Source organism: Marinobacter sp. L-13 (genome assembly GCF_056857715.1).
Genome location: NZ_JBSXNQ010000053.1, coordinates 49,587 through 67,633, shown reverse-complemented (window position 1 = coordinate 67,633; position 18,047 = coordinate 49,587). Strand labels below are relative to the sequence as shown.

General features: G+C 58.6%; 16 protein-coding genes. 11 read left to right on the top strand and 5 right to left on the bottom strand.

The genetic code is table 11. The annotated features are described in order from the left end of the window. The first annotated feature begins 77 nt into the window (after positions 1-77). The 3 genes from prfB (at position 78) to ung (ending at position 3,498) form a co-directional block, all read left to right on the top strand. A protein-coding gene (gene prfB / locus AC13DD_RS10165) for a peptide chain release factor 2 (RefSeq protein WP_100169522.1) occupies positions 78-1,173 on the top strand; the annotation gives its coding sequence in 2 pieces (ribosomal slippage) (positions 78-149 and positions 151-1,173; 1,095 coding nt in all). A gap of 51 nt (positions 1,174-1,224) precedes the next feature. Further along, positions 1,225-2,760 (top strand): lysine--tRNA ligase, encoded by a 1,536-nt coding sequence (lysS, locus tag AC13DD_RS10160; RefSeq protein ID WP_273017364.1) that lies wholly within the window; start codon positions 1,225-1,227, stop codon positions 2,758-2,760. Between the two features lie 3 nt (positions 2,761-2,763). Then, a complete protein-coding gene (gene ung / locus AC13DD_RS10155; RefSeq protein WP_092030284.1) occupies positions 2,764-3,498 on the top strand; it encodes a uracil-DNA glycosylase in 735 nt (244 codons plus the stop codon). Between the two features lie 166 nt (positions 3,499-3,664). Here the strand turns inward: ung and AC13DD_RS10150 are convergent, their stop codons facing one another. The 5 genes from AC13DD_RS10150 to nadB all read right to left on the bottom strand — a co-directional run bounded on the left by AC13DD_RS10150 (position 3,665) and on the right by nadB (position 8,005). Continuing rightward, positions 3,665-4,498: an HDOD domain-containing protein gene (locus tag AC13DD_RS10150; RefSeq protein WP_008176220.1), complete on the bottom strand. Its 834-nt coding sequence runs from the start codon at positions 4,496-4,498 to the stop codon at positions 3,665-3,667. A gap of 125 nt (positions 4,499-4,623) precedes the next feature. After that, complete coding sequence (gene ygfZ, locus AC13DD_RS10145; RefSeq protein ID WP_008176217.1) at positions 4,624-5,619, bottom strand: CAF17-like 4Fe-4S cluster assembly/insertion protein YgfZ; 996 nt, start codon at positions 5,617-5,619, stop codon at positions 4,624-4,626. Positions 5,620-5,640: 21 nt separating this feature from the next. Next, the gene (locus tag AC13DD_RS10140; protein ID WP_008176215.1) at positions 5,641-6,105 is read right to left on the bottom strand and encodes a hypothetical protein; all 465 of its coding nucleotides are present in this window, start codon (positions 6,103-6,105) and stop codon (positions 5,641-5,643) included. Further along, positions 6,089-6,361 (bottom strand): FAD assembly factor SdhE, encoded by a 273-nt coding sequence (locus tag AC13DD_RS10135; RefSeq protein WP_014576278.1) that lies wholly within the window; start codon positions 6,359-6,361, stop codon positions 6,089-6,091. Before AC13DD_RS10135 ends, AC13DD_RS10140 begins: the two co-directional genes overlap by 17 nt. Before the next feature lie 39 nt (positions 6,362-6,400). Continuing rightward, positions 6,401-8,005 (bottom strand): L-aspartate oxidase, encoded by a 1,605-nt coding sequence (gene nadB / locus AC13DD_RS10130; RefSeq protein WP_008176209.1) that lies wholly within the window; start codon positions 8,003-8,005, stop codon positions 6,401-6,403. A 134-nt stretch (positions 8,006-8,139) separates the two neighbouring features. On the opposite strand from nadB, the gene rpoE reads away from it, so the two are divergent. The 8 genes from rpoE to lepB all read left to right on the top strand — a co-directional run bounded on the left by rpoE (position 8,140) and on the right by lepB (position 18,028). Continuing rightward, positions 8,140-8,826: an RNA polymerase sigma factor RpoE gene (rpoE, locus tag AC13DD_RS10125; protein ID WP_008176207.1), complete on the top strand. Its 687-nt coding sequence runs from the start codon at positions 8,140-8,142 to the stop codon at positions 8,824-8,826. 15 nt (positions 8,827-8,841) lie between these two features. Further along, positions 8,842-9,402: a sigma-E factor negative regulatory protein gene (locus AC13DD_RS10120; RefSeq protein WP_008176205.1), complete on the top strand. Its 561-nt coding sequence runs from the start codon at positions 8,842-8,844 to the stop codon at positions 9,400-9,402. Positions 9,403-9,469: 67 nt separating this feature from the next. Next, entirely contained in the window at positions 9,470-10,444 is a 975-nt protein-coding gene (locus AC13DD_RS10115) for a MucB/RseB C-terminal domain-containing protein (RefSeq protein WP_273045818.1), read from the top strand. Continuing rightward, positions 10,441-10,890, top strand: a complete 450-nt coding sequence (locus AC13DD_RS10110) for a SoxR reducing system RseC family protein (protein ID WP_092030279.1) — start codon at positions 10,441-10,443, stop codon at positions 10,888-10,890. Before AC13DD_RS10115 ends, AC13DD_RS10110 begins: the two co-directional genes overlap by 4 nt. 134 nt (positions 10,891-11,024) lie before the next feature. After that, on the top strand, positions 11,025-12,449 hold the full coding sequence (locus AC13DD_RS10105) for a DegQ family serine endoprotease (RefSeq protein ID WP_014576283.1): 1,425 nt from the start codon (positions 11,025-11,027) through the stop codon (positions 12,447-12,449). 126 nt (positions 12,450-12,575) lie between these two features. Continuing rightward, positions 12,576-15,302 carry a bifunctional diguanylate cyclase/phosphodiesterase gene (locus AC13DD_RS10100; RefSeq protein ID WP_062785720.1) on the top strand — a complete coding sequence of 909 codons (2,727 nt, stop codon included), beginning with the start codon at positions 12,576-12,578 and terminating at the stop codon, positions 15,300-15,302. Positions 15,303-15,406: 104 nt separating this feature from the next. Continuing rightward, positions 15,407-17,209 (top strand): translation elongation factor 4, encoded by a 1,803-nt coding sequence (gene lepA, locus AC13DD_RS10095; protein ID WP_014576285.1) that lies wholly within the window; start codon positions 15,407-15,409, stop codon positions 17,207-17,209. Between the two features lie 12 nt (positions 17,210-17,221). Further along, positions 17,222-18,028 (top strand): signal peptidase I, encoded by an 807-nt coding sequence (gene lepB, locus AC13DD_RS10090; protein ID WP_104270176.1) that lies wholly within the window; start codon positions 17,222-17,224, stop codon positions 18,026-18,028. Positions 18,029-18,047: the final 19 nt, after the last annotated feature.

Sequence of the window (18,047 nt, the reverse complement as noted above, 5' to 3'; positions counted from 1 at the left end):
GCTGATTTACAAACCGATTTCCGGTAGAATCCCGCCTCTGTTTTTACTCTCCATTTTCTAGAGCGAGTAAGGGTTTCATGGAAATTAATCCCATTGTGACGAAGATTAAAGAGCTTCGTGAGCGCACTGAAGCGCTCAGGGGGTATCTTTGACTACGATCAGCGTAGTGAGCGACTGACCGAAGTTGAGCGCGAACTGGAGCAGCCGAGTGTTTGGGACGACCCCGAGCGGGCTCAGGCTCTGGGCAAAGAGCGCGCCGATCTTGAGCTGATCGTCAAGACCATCGACAACCTCACCTCCGGCCTTGAAGACGCTGAGGGCCTGCTGGACATTGCCGCAGAAGAAGAGGATGAGGGCACCGTTGCCGAGATCGAATCAGATCTTGAGGCCCTTGATAAAGAGCTCGAGAAGCTTGAATTCCGCCGCATGTTCTCCGGCGAAATGGACGCCAACAACGCCTACCTGGATATTCAGGCTGGCTCTGGTGGCACCGAAGCCCAGGACTGGGCCAACATGCTCCTGCGCATGTACCTGCGCTGGGCAGAGCGTCGGGGCTTCAAGGCCGAAATTGTCGAGCTGATGGAAGGCGATGTGGCGGGTATCAAAAGCGCCACCATTCACATCCAGGGCGACTACGCCTATGGCTGGCTGCGTACCGAAACCGGCGTTCACCGTCTGGTGCGTAAGTCACCATTCGATTCCGGCAACCGTCGGCATACGTCTTTCTCTTCCGTGTTTGTGTCACCGGAAGTGGATGACAGCTTCGAAATTGAAATCAATCCGGCGGATCTTCGGGTGGATGTTTACCGTGCCTCCGGCGCCGGTGGTCAGCACGTTAACCGGACCGAGTCGGCGGTGCGTCTGACGCACAATCCCACCGGTATTGTCGTGGCCTGTCAGGCTGGTCGAAGCCAGCATCAGAACAAGGACCAGGCCATGAAACAGCTCAAGGCGAAGCTGTTTGAGCGTGAGATGCAGGAGCGCAACGCCGAGAAACAGAAAGCCGAGGACGCCAAGGCCGACATCGGTTGGGGCAGCCAGATCCGTTCCTACGTTCTGGACGACAGCCGTATCAAGGACCTGCGCACCAAGGTAGAAACCAGTAATACCCAGTCGGTGCTGGACGGTGACATTGACAAGTTCATCGAAGCCAGCCTGAAGATGGCGCTGTAACCAGCGCCTTTGCCACGCTAACCCGGACAACCCGATTCCTAGTGAGCCAAAATGACTGATCAAACTCAGAATGCCGCACCGCATGAGGACAACAAGCTGATTGCCGAGCGCCGCGCCAAACTGTCAGAAATGCGCGACCAGGGCAACGCCTTCCCGAACGACTTTCGTCGTGACGCCACCGCCGCCGAACTGCAGGCGAAATACGGTGAAAAAACCAAGGAAGAGCTGGAGTCCCTCGGTATCAAGGTGGCCATTGCCGGCCGCATGATGCTCGATCGCAAGGCATTCAAGGTGGTCCAGGACATGACTGGCCGGATCCAGATCTACGCGTCCAAGGATGTCCAGAAAGACACCAAGCACTGGGATCTGGGGGACATCGTGGGAGTGCGAGGCACCCTGTCCAAATCAGGCAAGGGCGATCTGTACGTGACCATGGACGAGTACGTGTTGCTCACCAAGTCCCTGCGCCCGTTGCCTGAAAAGCACAAGGGCCTGACCGATACGGAAGCCCGTTACCGCCACCGCTACGTCGATCTGATGGTCAACGAGGACAGTCGTCGGGTGTTCTATGCGCGCTCGAAGATCATCAGCGCCATGCGTCAGTACTTCACCGACCGGGACTTCATGGAAGTTGAAACCCCGATGCTGCAGGTGATTCCTGGCGGCGCCACGGCGCGGCCCTTCGTGACCCACCATAACGCGCTGGGTATCGACATGTACCTGCGTATTGCCCCGGAATTGTTCCTGAAGCGTCTTGTCGTCGGCGGCTTTGAGCGGGTGTTCGAGATCAACCGGAACTTCCGGAACGAGGGGCTTTCCACCCGTCATAATCCAGAATTCACCATGGTGGAGTTCTATCAGGCCTACGCGGACTACAACGACCTGATGGATCTGACCGAAGACATGCTGCGCAGCATTACGCAGAAAGTGCTGGGTACGACGACCGTCGTGAACACCCGCACCCTGGCGGATGGCAGCGAAGAAACCGTCGAGTACGATTTTGGTAAAGCCTTCGAGCGCCTGACCGTGGTCGACGCCATCCTGCGCTACAACCCGGACATCAAGCCGGAACAGCTGGCGGACGACGCCAGTGCCCGCCAGGTGGCGAAAAACCTTGGTATTCATCTCAAGGATGGTTGGGGCCTGGGCAAAGTCCAGATCGAGATCTTCGAGGCGACGGCGGAGCATCGCCTGATGCAGCCGACATTTATCACCGAGTACCCGAAAGAAGTGTCGCCCCTGGCCCGCTGCAAAGACAGCAACCCGTTCGTCACCGAACGTTTCGAGTTCTTCGTGGGCGGTCGCGAAATCGCCAACGGCTTCTCGGAGCTGAACGACGCCGAAGATCAGGCGGAGCGCTTCCAGGCCCAGGTGGCCGAGAAAGAGGCCGGTGACGACGAAGCCATGTTCTACGATGAAGACTACGTGATGGCCCTGGAATACGGCCTGCCGCCCACCGCCGGTGAAGGTATCGGAATCGACCGGCTGGCCATGCTGCTGACCAACTCCGCATCAATCCGCGACGTTATCCTGTTCCCGGCCATGCGCCCCGAGCACAAGGCCGACAGCCGTAAAGACGAGGAGTGATCCATGAGCCCGGTTGAGGTACTGGCCAGCCAGCTCAGGCCCGACCGGGGCTGGAAAGAGCATCTCGCGGAAGAATTCCGCCGGCCCTACATGCAGGGCCTGGCGGAGTTCCTCGCCGCCGAGGAACAGGCCGGCAAAGTCCTGTTCCCCGCCAGCCAACACTGCTTCAACGCCCTCAACAGCACGCCACTGGATAACGTGAGAGTGGTCATTCTCGGCCAAGACCCCTACCACGGTCCAGGCCAGGCCCACGGCCTGTGCTTCTCCGTGCGCCCGAACGTGGCCATCCCGCCCTCACTGGTGAACATCTTCAAGGAAATACAGGACGACCTGGGTATCGCTCCCCCGGACCACGGCTGCCTGCAGCCCTGGGCCGAGCAGGGCGTACTGCTGCTCAACAGCGTTTTAACCGTCGTTCAGGGCCAGGCCGGCGCCCACCAGGGCAAAGGCTGGGAAACCTTCACCGACAAAGTCATCGAAACCATCAACCGGGAACGGGAAGGCGTGGTATTCCTGCTCTGGGGCAGCTACGCGAAAAAGAAAGGCCAGCACATCGACCGCACCAAACACTTGGTCCTAGAGGGCCCCCACCCGTCACCCCTGAGTGCTTACCGGGGCTTCTTCGGTTGCAAGCACTTCTCAAAGGCGAACGACTGGTTGCAACAGCAGGGAAAGCCCACGGTTGACTGGGCGCTGCCAAGCAAATCTGAGTTGATCGAGAGATACAAGCAGAGCTGAAAGGACAAGTCAGGAGCGCCCTTCCAATTTTTGATCGGTGTGGGGGTGGTCAGTCTTTTCCGACAGGAAAAGCTGTCTGAGCGAAGCGAGTTCTTTTCCCGAGGGAAAGACTGACCACCCCCGCGCCAGCCCCCAAAGGGTGAGGGGCCAAGGGGCAGGGCAGGTATTACTGAAGCAGCGCCATAGCCGCTTCCATCTGGGCGTTCAGATCCTCTTCCTCGCTCATGTCGATATTCGGATCCAACCCCAGACGATCAAAGGCCGAAATCTTCGTCCAGTCCATCTCCGTCCACGGATGCTCCGAACCCGCAACCAGCTGCAGGTTGGCAACCATCACGAGATCCGCATAGTCGGCCGCCGGCACCTCACGGTTGAAGTTGGCGTATTCTAGGGGAACGTTCTGAAGCTCCTTCGGGAAATCCCACTTCTTAAGGATTGTCGCCCCGATCTTCGGATGCAGTTCATCAACCACGTTGTCCAGCATGATGCTGCTGATCTGGATGTCCTGGTCTTCTACATAGCGCAGGATGGGCAGTACGCCGATCAGATGCACAAGGCCTGCAAGGGTAGCCTGGTCCGGCTTGAGTTTGGTGTAGTGTTGCGCCAGAACGTGGCAGACGCCGGCCACTTCGGTACTGGTCTGCCAGGTGGCCCGCATGCGCTTGTCGATCATGTCGGACGTGGCCTGGAACATCTGCTCCATGGCCAGGCCCATGGCCAGGTTGCTGGTGTAGGCCATACCGAGGCGACTTACCGCCATGTTCAGGTTCTCAATGGCTCGGCTGCCCCGGAACAGCGGGCTGTTGGTCACCCGGATGATGCGTGCGGACAGGGCCGTGTCATTGCTGATGACCTTTACCAAGTCGGCTATTGAAGAATCCTCGGATTGCGCAATGTCTCTGACCTGAAGGGCTACCTCCGGAAGGGTGGGAAGCACCAGCTTGTCATTTTCGATGGCTGCGTTGAGATCGGCTTTGATGGTTTCAACAATATTCGACATGGTCAGTAAAGGTCCGCTTAAAGATTTCGAAGAATGGCCAGAATGCCTGGGCCACTGTCCGAACAATCAAATATGTGAGCTGCTGCATAGCAAAATAGCAAATTCTGGCGCGTTTGCCTGTCAACTTATGTATCTGATTGTGCGCTTTTTTCCCTTTCGGGCACCGGGTAGGGCAGTGGCATTGGCTCCAGCGTCACCTGTGACAGGCCCTCCGGATGCAAGGCGTTTTCAGCGGCATCGTGGCGAACCACCGCAAGTAATTCAACGCTGCCGTCGCGGTATTTGATCGCATTGACCACTTCTCCGACTGACCGCTCGCCAGCAAATAATGCGGTTCCGGGGGTTGGCAAGTCTTCTGACTGTTCAATACGGAAGCGGAAAAGGCTCTTTTTCAATTGCCCAAGGAAGTGCATGCGGGCAATCACTTCCTGACCCGTGTAGCAGCCTTTCTTGAAATGCACGCCGCCCACATGCTGCCAGTTCAGCATCTGAGGCACGAAGGACTCTTGTGTGGCGGTAGTCAGGGAGGCGACGCCCGCTGCGATTTCGGAGGCCTGCCAGTCGGCCGCCGACATACGGGCGCTGGCGGGAAGTGCTGCTTCGCCCTCTTCAGTGTGCCAGAACTCGAAGCGGGGCGTGCCCTCGGCTGTCGATTGCGTCTTCACGAGGATGCCGTCAGGGAGTGTGCAGGCGTCCCCGGGCTCTTTCAGAGAATCCAGTGGCTTTCCGGCGAGCGTTTCTGCCAGGCCGTCGCCCAGAATCCCTATAATCTTCGTTTCCTGAACCACCTCCATAGTGGTTCCACGAAACAGCATCAGATATTTGCGCAAGTGGCTGATGATGTCGTCAGCGAGTTCGGCGGGAAAGTCCATCAGGATATCGTCGCCTGAACGGACCATACGTGTGAGGCAGTAGGCGCGACCCTTGGGCGTTGCTGCGGCCGCGCGCGGCGAATACTCCGGGATTACCTCATCGAGGTTCTGGCTGAACTGGCCCTGAAGAAACTTGTCGGTGCCCGGGCCGCTGACGCATACAACCACGCGGTTGTCGAGATCCGCCCAACCGTTGTCCGGCAGGGGATACTCTGCAACGGCAGATACAGAAGCGTCTGTGTCGGTCATGGCGTACTCCAGGTTATTGAATCAGTGAGATGATCGCCGGGGGCGGCCCAGTCTGAGCCAGACCCTGAGACGACGGAAATCCTCCGCCGGAACATTGCCCGGGCTTCCGGGTACTGGTGCCAGCAGGAGTGAAGTGTATGACCGGAATCTGGTGCCGGCAGGCCGAAGTTTCAAGAGTGCCAGGCCTGACCAGATCCGGCTGGAGGCAAGTGGAATAACCTCTACCCTCTGCTTGTCTCCGATTCTGGCATACATTTTATCGTGTTCGATCAGGAGACCACTCACGGAACCACAGCCCATAAGTAACCCGTTTGACCGATACTGCAGGGCGGCGCCCCACAGTGCAATGGGGATTGCAACGAGAAGCCAGAATTTGTCTGCCAGTAGCGCCATCAACAGGAAAGCCAGCAGCAAAACCCATGGCAGCACCGCAAGCAGGCCAACCAGCAGCGAGGGCGTGAGCGTTAGTTCAATCCGGCTGGACACGTTTGAGAATGATGTCGACCATGCGTTGAAGATCGGGATCGGCCGGGCGGCTGCGTTGCATGAACCACTCAAACATGTCGTTATCTTCGCAGGTGAGCAGTTTCTTGTAGCGGGCCTGGTCTTCAGCGTCCAGATCGCGGAAGGCCTCTTCCATGAAGGGAATCAAAAGGTTGTCCAGCTCCAGCATGCCTCTACGGCTATGCCACCAGAGGCGGTTGAATTCTGCTTTTTCAGACGATGCAGGTGTCTCTGACATAGTGTTTACCATTGAATCCTGTGTAAAAACGGTGTTCGTTCAGGGCGCGAGTGTACGGTAGGTGGTGGGAACCAGCACGGTATCACGCACCTCATTGATCAGTCCCGGATAATCGAGAGTGTAGTGCAGCCCTCGGCTTTCCCTGCGCTGCAGTGCCGAACATATGATGAGATCAGACACGGTGACCAGGTTACGAAGTTCCAGCAGGTCATTGGTGACACGGTAGTTGCTGTAGAACTCGCCGATTTCCGCAGACAAAAGATCCACCCGGTGCTTGGCCCGCTGCAGCCGCTTGGTGGTTCGCACAATGCCGACGTAGTCCCACATGAAATGGCGAAGCTCGTCCCAGTTGTGGGAGATTACCACGTCTTCGTCAGAGTCCCGCACCTGGCTTTCATCCCAGTCTGGTGCCTCTGGCGGTGGTGGAATGTCGGCTTCCCGGCGGGCAATATCCGCCGCAGCCGCACGGCCATAAACCAGGCATTCCAGCAGGGAGTTGCTGGCCATTCGGTTGGCCCCATGGAGCCCGGTGAAGGCAGCCTCGCCGACCACGTAGAGCTGGTTAACATCGGTTCGGGCACGTTCATCGCTCATGATTCCGCCACAGGTGTAGTGAGCGGCTGGAACCACGGGAATGGGCTCCCGGGTAATATCGATACCGAAGCCCAGACACTTCTCGTAGATGGTGGGGAAGTGGTGCTTTATAAAGTCGGCGGGTTTGTGGCTGATGTCCAGGTAGAGATGATCAGCACCCAGTCGTTTCATTTCGTGGTCAATGGCCCGGGCAACGATATCACGGGGCGCCAACTCGCCACGCTCGTCAAAGCGATCCATAAACCGGGAACCATCCGGCAGTTTCAGCAGGCCGCCCTCGCCCCTCACGGCTTCCGTGATCAGGAAGGATTTGGCGTGGGGGTGATAAAGGCATGTAGGGTGAAACTGGTTGAACTCCATGTTTGCCACCCTGCAGCCGGCCCGCCAGGCCATCGCAATCCCGTCTCCGGAAGCGCCGTCCGGATTGGTTGTGTAGCGGTAGGCCTTGGAGGCGCCGCCGGTGGCAATCACTGTGAATCGTGCCCGGAACAGCTCTACATGGTTGTCTTCAAGGTTCAGGATGTAGGCACCGACGCATCGGTTTCCCGGCAGGGACAGTTTGCGATTGGTGATCAGATCCACAGCCACCCTACCAGACATGAGTTCTATGTTAGGTCGTGCCTCTGCCTGGGAGGTGAGGGTGGTTGAGACCGCATGCCCCGTGGCATCGGCTGCATGAATGATGCGCCGATGACTGTGGCCGCCCTCACGGGTCAGGTGGTAGTGGGCGTCCTGATCCCGCGTAAAATCGACACCGGAATCGATCAGCCAGTTGATGCTTTCCCTGCCATGTTCGACCGTGAACCGCACGGCGTCCTCATGGCACAGGCCTGCGCCAGCATTGAGGGTGTCGGAGATGTGGTTTTCGGTGGAATCCTGATCATCCAGAACTGCGGCGATACCGCCTTGTGCCCAGAGCGTGGCGCCGCTGCTGATCTGGGCCTTGCTCACCACGCAGACCTTCAGGTGCTCCGGCAGATTGAGCGCGACGGTGAGGCCGGCAGCACCACTGCCGATAATGAGAACATCGTATTCGAAGGACTGTGGCATCGGGTCGTTATCGCAGGCCATAATGTGGACGTGTATTGAACTAAACTTTACGCTTGCTGTCTATTTGGCCTGACAGGGTGAGCCGCCTGACCGGTGGTCTAGCCCGTTTCATGAACGGACGCCGGATAGCATCAATGACGCAGCGAAACTTGGTACAGGCCGGACAGCTGGCCATCAAATCAGGGAACCCCGGCAACCAGTCCATGACTCCTGATACAGAGAAACAACAGGGCGATCACCCGGACAGCCAGACGGATCTGCAGCTGGTGCGCAAGGTCCGTAATGGTGATCGCGCCGCCTTCGATCTTCTGGTGGTCAAGTACCAATCCAGAGTCGCATCAATTATCAGTCGGTACGTCTACGACAGTCAGGAAGTCATGGATCTGACCCAGGAGACCTTCGTAAAGGCGTTCAGGGCGATCGAGCGCTTCCGCGGGGACAGCGCCTTCTATACATGGCTGTACCGGATTGCCGTCAATACCGCGAAGAATTACCTGGAATCCCGCGGCCGGCGGCCGCAGGGCAGTGCCGACTCGGCGGAAGCGGAGAATTTCGATGACGGTTCACGGCTGCGTGACACCGCTTCGCCTGAACGGCTCCTGCAACGGGAACAGCTCCAGAAAGAATTGAACAAGGCGATCGCCCAGCTTCCTGAGGAGTTGCGCTCTGCCTTTCTGCTCAGGGAATACGATGGGCTGAGCTATGAGGATATCGCGGGTATCCTCGAGTGCCCGATCGGTACTGTCCGTTCAAGAATATTCAGGGCCCGGGATGCGGTTGATCGGCATCTCGGGCCTTTACTCAATCACTCGGTGACGTAATTGAGGTTGCATCCCATGGATGATCGTCTCAGAGAAACACTGTCCGCCATGATGGACGACGAAGCTGACGAACTTTCGGTACGTCGCCTGCTTTCCCACGATCGCCAGGACGAGGTTCGGGCGCAGTGGCAGCGTTGGCAGGATGTTCGCGACCTTATGCATGACGGCCACTCGCCGGCCCACGGTATGGACGTCAGTGTGGGCGTCCGTGAACGGCTTGACGGGCGGGGCACCACCGCGGTCAGGCCTGAAGCTGCCGTACAGGCCACCAGGTCCGGCCGCTGGCACTGGCCGGCTGCCGCCATGGTTGCCATGGCGCTGCTGGTCGGGTTCGGTGCGGGTGCCGGTTGGGATTCATCCGCGACCGGGCCGGTTCAGCCGGTGACCGCAGCTGCACCAGAAACGCCTGTGCAGGACCAGCCGGTCAGGGAAATTGCCCTGCAGGGTCTTGATGAGGAACAGTGGGAGTATATGAGTCGCTACCTGCTGGAACACGCACAGCACAACAGTGTTGGCGCCGGGCGGGGCGCCGTCGGCTATGCCCGTCTGGTCAGTGCCAATGGTGCCGGCTACTGAACCCCGGAGCGAGAGTTTAATCATGCCTCGAGTCTTAATTAATGTTGTCCCAAGCCGTGCGTTGTCCATGCTCGTGGGTTTTTTGCTCGCGCTTGCTGGGTCGCTGCCGGCTGCCGCGGACGAAGACGAGGCATCCGCCTGGCTTGAAAGGCTGGGTCCGGCCCTGAACATGACGTCCTACCGCGGTGTGTTCGTATACGCCCGGGGCGAGAGCGTACACTCAATGCAGATTGCCCATCGTTACAATGATGGCGTTGTAGAGGAGCGGCTGGTTCTGCAGGACGGCGGCAGTGGAGAAATTGTTCGCAAAGGCATGAATGTGGTCTGCGTGCTCCCTGAGACAGGCCGCGTCAAGCTTGACCAGGTGATTCCTTCAGGCCCGTTCGCCGAAGCGTTCACCAGTCAGCTGATGCCGGTCAGCCACTGGTATCGGGCGGAAATGAAAGGTGAGGACCGGGTTGCAGGGTATGACGTGGTTTCAGTGGCGCTAAGCGCCAAGGATTCCTACCGCTACAGTCATCGGCTTTGGCTGGAGAAATCCACCGGTCTTCTGGTCAAGAGTCACGTTCGTAATGCCGAGGGGGAAGTGCTCGAGCAGTTTCAGTTCACCAGCCTGCACATCGGCGAGGACATTCCCGATAGCGAATTCGAGATCCGCACCGAGGGCCGGGAAATTTCCAGAACGCTGGATGAGCCCGCTGTTACGGCATCGGTGGTCCAGCGTATGGATGGGTGGCAGCTTGGCTGGCGCCCGGAAGGGTTTGTCCCTGCGGCGGCGCCCCGCTCCGGCAAGGGCCAGGCCGTTGCCTTCTCCGATGGCCTGGCCGCTTTTTCGGTCTTCGTTGAGCCGGCTGGCCCGGTTAGCATGCCGACGGGCGCCTCCCTGATTGGCGCCACCACCGTTTATATGCATCAGGTGACGGAAGGGGATAGCGCTTTTCTGGTTACCGTCGTGGGTGAGCTGCCTCCGCAGACTGCGCGCCAGGTTGCCGAATCGGTGCGTATTGAAGACTCGGTGGCCCTGGGTGCGGGTGAGCCGTGATTACTGAAACTGGAAAAGTGGTCGCGCTCAAGGGCGACAAGGTCTGGGTCCAGACGATCCGAACCAGCGCCTGTCAGAGTTGTGCTGCCCGCAATGGTTGTGGTCAGAAAGTCCTGGCGGCTGCCTCGGGCGGGCGCGCCAACCAGATTCTGGTGACCAACTCGGTCAATGCCAGGGTGGGAGATGAAGTAACCATCGGAATTGATGAGCAGGCGTTGCTGGGTGCTTCCATTCTGGTCTATGCCATCCCACTGATCCTGATGGTTGTCGCAAGTATCCTCGGGCACCAGATGTCCGGTGGTAGCGACGGCGCTGCGATGCTGGCCGCTGTCGCTGGCCTGGCTCTGGGTTTTTTCGCAGGACGCAAACTGCAAGACGCGGGCGGCAAGGAGTATGAGCCCCGCCTGGTCCGGGTAAGCCGGATAGCCTCTGAAAACTGTCTGTAAACCCTACGGTTTTGTAAGTTGAAAATCGGTGGGCCGAACCCAAAACTACGCCTAGGTGTAAGCACAACAGGGGGTACAACATGTCGAGTGCAACAGCAGTTGCCCAGTCGTCACGTAATTTCATACCCGGAAGGATGCCGGCCGCTTTGCTGATTTTGCTGTCTGCCATGGTGTTGGCGGGCTGGAGTCAGGCGAGTTCAGCCCGAAGCCTGCCTGATTTTACCGAGCTGGTTGAAGATAACGCCGGTGCGGTGGTGAACATCAGTACAACCACCGAGCCCACGCGCCGCAATTCCGGCGCTCCCGGGATGCCGTTTGATGAGCGTCAGCTCGAACAGCTTCCCGAGTTTTTCCAGGATTTCTTCCGCGGCCCCCAGTCTCCGTTTGGAGGTGGGCCTGGCAACTCCCAGCCACGCCGCTCCATGGGCTCCGGGTTCATTGTCTCCTCGGACGGTTATGTCTTGACCAATAATCACGTGGTCGAGGGAGCTGATGAGATCATCGTGCGGCTGAATGACCGGCGCGAGCTGCCCGCGACGCTGGTTGGAACAGACCCTCGTTCCGATATGGCCGTGCTGAAAATTGAAAACGGCGATGATCTGCCTGTCGTTCAGGTAGGTCGGTCCCGGGATCTGAAAGTCGGTGAGTGGGTGTTTGCGATTGGCTCGCCGTTTGGATTCGATTACACGGTAACGGCCGGAATCGTCAGCGCCCTGGGTCGCTCACTGCCATCGGAAAACTACGTGCCCTTCATTCAGACAGACGTAGCGATCAACCCGGGCAACTCCGGTGGCCCTCTGTTTAACCTGGAGGGCGAAGTGGTCGGTATCAACTCCCAGATCTACACCCGCTCTGGCGGTTTCATGGGGGTCTCCTTTGCCATTCCGATTGACGATGCGATGAACGTCTTCCGTCAGTTGCGCGACAACGGCTCTGTCTCCCGTGGCTGGCTCGGGGTGCTGATTCAGGAAGTGAACCGTGATCTGGCCGAATCCTTTGGCCTCAAGCGGCCCCGCGGTGCACTGATTGCCGAAGTGATGTCCGGTTCGCCGGCGCAGGCAGCCGGCCTGCAGGCAGGGGATATCGTCCTCAGCTATGACGGCGACGAGGTGCAGCTTTCCTCCGACTTGCCGCCCATGGTTGGCCGCACGCCGGTTGGTGAAACTGCCGAGCTGAGAGTGCTTCGCGGTGGCGAGGAAATCGAGCTTCAGGTTGAAATCGGTCGCCTTCCGGAGGAGGGAAGCCAGCAGGCTTCCGCACCGGCCAGTGACAGTGATGGTCCCGGCTCTGCGCCCCTGGGCATGATGGTCGAACCGCTGCCTACGGACATGGCCGACTCCATGGGTATTGAAGGCGGCGTTGTGGTCAATAATGTTGCGCGGGGTGCGGCTTCCGAAGCGGGCATCCGTGCGGGCGATGTGATCACGGAAATGAATCGCCAGAAGGTGACATCGGTGCAGGAATTCCGCGAGGCTGTTCAGTCGCTGCCCGAGGGCAAGGCGGTATCGGTCCGGGTGGTGCGCCAGGGCCGGGCGCTGTATCTGGTGATGAAGCCCTGATACCCTTCTGCTGATCCGGATTACCTGACATGGAGCCCCCGCAGGTGTTGGAAACGACACTTGCGGGGGCTTTTGTTATACTCGGCGGATCAATAAAAATGAGCGGCCATGGAACGGACCAGCCCCATGATGAACAGACAGGAACTCTCTCTCCGTAAGCTACTGGAATTCCGCAATGCCTGGGTCGCCTGGCTGGTCTTCGCGGTAGCCGTTGCCGTCACCCTATTGCTTTGGCAGGTGTCCATCCGGCTGGTGGAAGACCGCACGGAAGCCCGTTTTCGCACCCAATCGCTCCAGCTTAAATCCGCCATCGAAGAGCGCTTGCTGAATTACGAGCAGGTGCTGGCCGGCAGTGCCGGTCTGTTTGCGGTGGCCGGAGACGTTTCCCGTGATCAATGGCGCGAATACGTGGACAAGGTTGATATCAACCGCTACTACCCGGGCATTCAGGGTATTGGCTATGTTCGCCGTATCGGTGTACGCCAGATGGCCGACCATATTGCCTCTGTCCGCGCGGAAGGGGTGCATAATTACCTGGTGAACCCGCTGGGTAGCGGTCCCTACTACTACCCCATGGTCTACCTGGAGCCTGGCACGGAACGGAACCGACGGGCCCTCGGCTACGATGCCTTCAGTGATCCCATCCATCGCCAGGCCATGGAGCAGGCCCGGGATGATGCGATCCCCACGGTGACTGCCAAGGTGGTGCTGGTTCAGGAAGAGCTCGGCGAAGACCAGGCCAGTTTTCTGATGTATTACCCCGTCTACCAGGGGGGAGAAGTGCCCGAGATCCGGGCCGAGCGTCGCATGATGCTGGCGGGCTATGTGTTCAGTGCCTTCCGGATGAACAATCTTATCGACGGCATCGTTGGCCTGATCTCGCCGTTTCTTGATGTCCGGATCTACGATGCCGGAGTCGTGGAACGGCAGAACCTCATGTATGGCTCCAATCTGGGGTCCCTGGACAACGAATTCAGTTTCCAGATGAGTCAGACCATCAGCCATGGTGGTCGAGACTGGCTGTTGCAGACGCGCTCCACGCCCGCATTTGATTTCCTGGCCTCGGATCCGCGGCCTCCGATCGTCCTCGGCAGTGGCCTGGTGATCAGTGCCCTGTTGTTCCTCTTCGTGCTTGCCTTGATCCGTTCACGGCTGATGGCGCAGATCAGTGCCGGCCGCTATCGGGCGATTACCGAAGGCGCAGCCAATGTCACCCTGGTGATGGACCGTGCCGGGCAGCCCCTGTACGCGAGCCCGTCCAGCCTGGATATCCTTGGCTTCGAGCCGGATCAGGTTCAGGCCCTGAACTTTGAGGAGCTCGTTCATGGTGACGACTGGCCCCAGCTGCAGCGAGGCTTTGACGATTCCGTTCAGTCGCCGGGCAAACAGATGCCGGTCATCCGGGTCCGTATCCGTGATGCCAAGGGGCAGTGGCGGGATATGGAGGGCACCTTTACAGCCATGTTGTCGGTGCCAGGCGTCAATGGCGTTGTGCTTAGCCTGCGAGATCTGACCCAGCTCAAGGCCGCCCAATCCGAGCTGCACAGGCTGGCATTCTATGATCCGCTTACCGGCCTCGCGAACCGGCAACTGTTCCGGGACCGTTTGAATCACGTAGTCAGCCGGAGTCGCCGGAGTGGTGAGCCGGCTGCCCTCATGTTCCTGGACCTCGACGGCTTCAAGCGTATCAACGACACCCTGGGGCACGATTCCGGCGATGAATTGCTGTGCCAGGTGGCGCAGTGGCTGGTGGGTTGTGTCCGTGAGGAGGACTCGGTTGCCAGGCTCGGCGGCGATGAGTTTGTAGTATTGCTGTCCCGGATCAGTGACTCCGATGCTGCCGGCAAGGTCGCAGAGACCATTCTGCGCAGTCTTTGCCAGCGAATCCGGCTGAACGATCACGAAGTCGGCATCACGGTCAGTATCGGCATCACCATGATTCCCCACGACAGTGAGGACGCCGGAACCCTGATGAAGTACGCTGATCTGGCGATGTATCGTGCCAAGGAGCTGGGTCGGAATACGTTCCAGTTCTTCACCCCGGCCATGAACATCAAGGCGGCAAGGCGGCTTCTGCAACAGGAGGAGTTGGCCACGGCGCTGGATGGCGATCGCTTTGTTCTGCATTACCAGCCGAAGATTGATCTGGCCAGTGAGCGGGTGATTGGGGTTGAGGCATTCCTGCGCTGGCATCATCCGGAGAAGGGGCTGGTGTCGGCACAGCAGTTCATCGGTCTTGCCGAGGAAACCGGCCTGATTGTTCGCCTGGGTGAATGGGCTTTGAGGCAGGCCTGTATTCAGGTTCAGGCCCTGGAACGGGCCGGCTTTGAATCCCTGAAAATGGCGGTGAATCTGTCTGTTCGACAACTGACCGATTCGGGCTTCCTGGACATGATCCGACAGGTCATCACCGAGACGGGTGTCTCGCCGGAGCGGCTGGAGCTGGAGATGCCGGCGGAGCTGCTCAATGAAGATCCGCGAATGCTCAGGGAGTTGCTGGTGTCACTTCATGATCTCGGGGTCTGCCTGATCCTGGACGATTTCGGCACCGGCTCCTGTTCACTGGTTGCTTTGCAGCAGCTGCCGCTGGATGTTATCAAGATCGACCACCGGTTCATTCGCGACATTCCCTACAATGTCAGTGCCACGGATGTGGCCTCCGCAGTGATTGCCCTGGCCCGCAAGCTCCACCTCACGGTGGTCGCGGAGGGTGTGGAAACCCCACAGCAACTGAGCTTCCTGAAAACTCACGGCTGCGCCCAGTGTCAGGGCAACCTGTTCAGCTATCCGCTGGACGAGGATGCGCTCATCGGTTTCCTTATCCGGCAATACGAACGGCCGCTGATTTCCTGATCATGGCAATGGCGGCCGGTAACCGGTAAAATCACGCCGTTCCCGGATCCCGGTAGCGGCCCTTCCGGGCTCAATCCTTCGTCTTAACTGAGTATTCATCGTCTGTGACTGAACTGAGCCGAATCCGTAACTTTTCCATCATCGCCCACATTGACCATGGTAAATCCACGCTGGCAGACCGTTTTATCCAGGTTTGCGGCGGCCTGACGGACCGTGAAATGGCCGAGCAGGTCCTGGACTCCATGGATCTCGAGCGTGAGCGAGGGATTACCATCAAGGCCCAGAGTGTCACGCTGAATTACACCGCCCGTGACGGGCAGGAATACAAACTGAACTTTATCGATACCCCGGGCCACGTGGACTTTTCCTACGAGGTTTCCCGCTCGCTCTATGCCTGCGAGGGGGCCCTGCTGGTGGTGGACGCCGGGCAGGGTGTTGAAGCCCAGTCAGTGGCTAACTGCTACACCGCCATTGAGCAGGGTCTCGAAGTTGTGCCGGTTTTGAACAAGATGGATCTCCCGCAGGCCGAACCGGAGCGTGTAGCGGCAGAAATCGAGGATATCATTGGCATTGAAGCGTCTGATGCGGTTCGCTGTAGCGCCAAGAGTGGTCTGGGCGTGGAAGATGTTCTGGAAGATCTGATCAAGAAGATCCCGCCACCCAAGGGCGACCGAAGCGCGCCCCTGCAGGCTCTGATCATCGATTCCTGGTTCGACAATTATCTGGGCGTCGTGTCGCTCGTGAGGGTGACCGAGGGCACCCTGAAAAAGGGCGACAAGATCGTCATCAAGTCTACCGGGAAGGCCTGGAATGCCGACAAGGTTGGTATTTTTAATCCCAAACCGAAAGACACCGACCTGCTGGAGTCCGGCGATGTCGGCTTCGTGGTGGCCGGAATCAAGGACATTCACGGGGCGCCGGTAGGTGATACCATTGTTCACCAGAAGTTCGCCGAGCAGACGCCAATGCTGCCCGGGTTCAAGAAAGTCAAACCCCAGGTCTACGCCGGGTTGTTCCCGGTCAGCGCCGACGACTACAACGATTTCCGGGATGCCCTGGAAAAACTGACCCTCAACGATGCCTCGCTGTTTTTCGAGCCGGAGAATTCCGATGCCCTTGGCTTCGGTTTCCGCTGTGGTTTCCTGGGCATGCTGCACATGGAAATCATCCAGGAGCGGCTGGAGCGTGAATACGACATCGACCTGATCACCACGGCGCCAACGGTGATCTATGAGGTGGTTACCAAACAGGGTGAGACCCTGTCGGTAGACAATCCGTCCCGGCTTCCGGATATTGGTTCCATTGAGGAAATGCGTGAGCCGATCGTAGAAGCGAACATTCTGGTGCCCCAGGAGCATATCGGAAATGTGATAGCCCTGTGTGAGGAAAAGCGCGGCGTCCAGAAGAACATGCACTTCATGACGACCCAGGTCCAGCTCACCTATGAGCTGCCGATGGCCGAGGTGGTGATGGATTTCTTCGATCGTATCAAGTCAGCCAGCCGCGGCTTTGCGTCCCTGGACTACCACTTTACCCGGTTCCAGACCGCCAACCTGGTCCGCCTGGACGTGCTGATCAACGGCGAGCGTGTCGATGCCCTGGCGCTGATCGTGCACAAGGAGCAGGCTCACCACAAAGGGCGCCAGTTGATCGAAAAGATGAAAGAGCTGATTCCTCGGCAGATGTTTGATATCGCGATTCAGGCCGCCATTGGTAATCAGGTTGTGTCGCGGGTCACCGTGAAGGCGCTACGCAAGAACGTAACCGCCAAGTGCTACGGTGGTGACGTCAGCCGGAAGAAGAAACTGCTGCAGAAGCAGAAAGAAGGTAAAAAGCGTATGAAGCAGCTGGGTAATGTCGAGGTGCCTCAGGAAGCGTTTCTTGCCGTACTGAAAGTGGATAAATAAAAGGCCTCCTGGATGGATATCGATTTTCCCCTGGTACTGGTGGTACTGACCTTTGCAACGGGTCTGATCTGGCTGGCGGACAAGCTGTTTCTTCGTGAGCGTCGTCTGGCTGCCTACCGTGCCAGCGGCACCGGAGACGCAGTGGATGAAGGCTCCCCGGCGGAATCGGAGGAGCCAAAAGAGCCCTACCTGGTTGACCTTAGCCGATCGTTCTTTCCGGTGCTGGCGATTGTTCTGGTCCTCCGGTCCTTCCTGGTTGAACCGTTCCAGATTCCGTCGGGATCCATGTTGCCCACCCTGGAAGTCGGCGATTTCATTCTGGTGAACAAATACGCCTACGGGTTCAGGCTGCCGGTTGCCGGCACCAAAGTGATTCCGGTCGGCGATCCCCAGCGCGGCGATGTGATGGTTTTCCGCTACCCGGAGGACGGCCAGACCAACTACATCAAACGGGTGATCGGTTTGCCCGGCGACCATATCCGCTACCGTGACAAGCAGCTGTTCATCAATGGCGATCGGGTGGAAACCCGGTTTATCGCGCGGCTACCGCCGATGGAACTGCGCCGCGAGGATCTCGGTGAAGTAGAGCACGACATTTTCCTGACTATGGGTCGGCCCGGTGGCAGTGGTGAGGGCGAGTGGCTGGTGCCCGAAGGCCATTATTTTGTCATGGGTGACAATCGCGACAACAGTAATGACAGCCGCTACTGGGGCACGGTCCCGGATGAGCTGGTGGTGGGCAAGGCCTTTGCTATCTGGATGCACTGGAAATCCCTTACCAGTCTGCCATCCTTTGATCGTGTAGGCGGAATCGAGTAACTCGGACTATCTGGAGCGC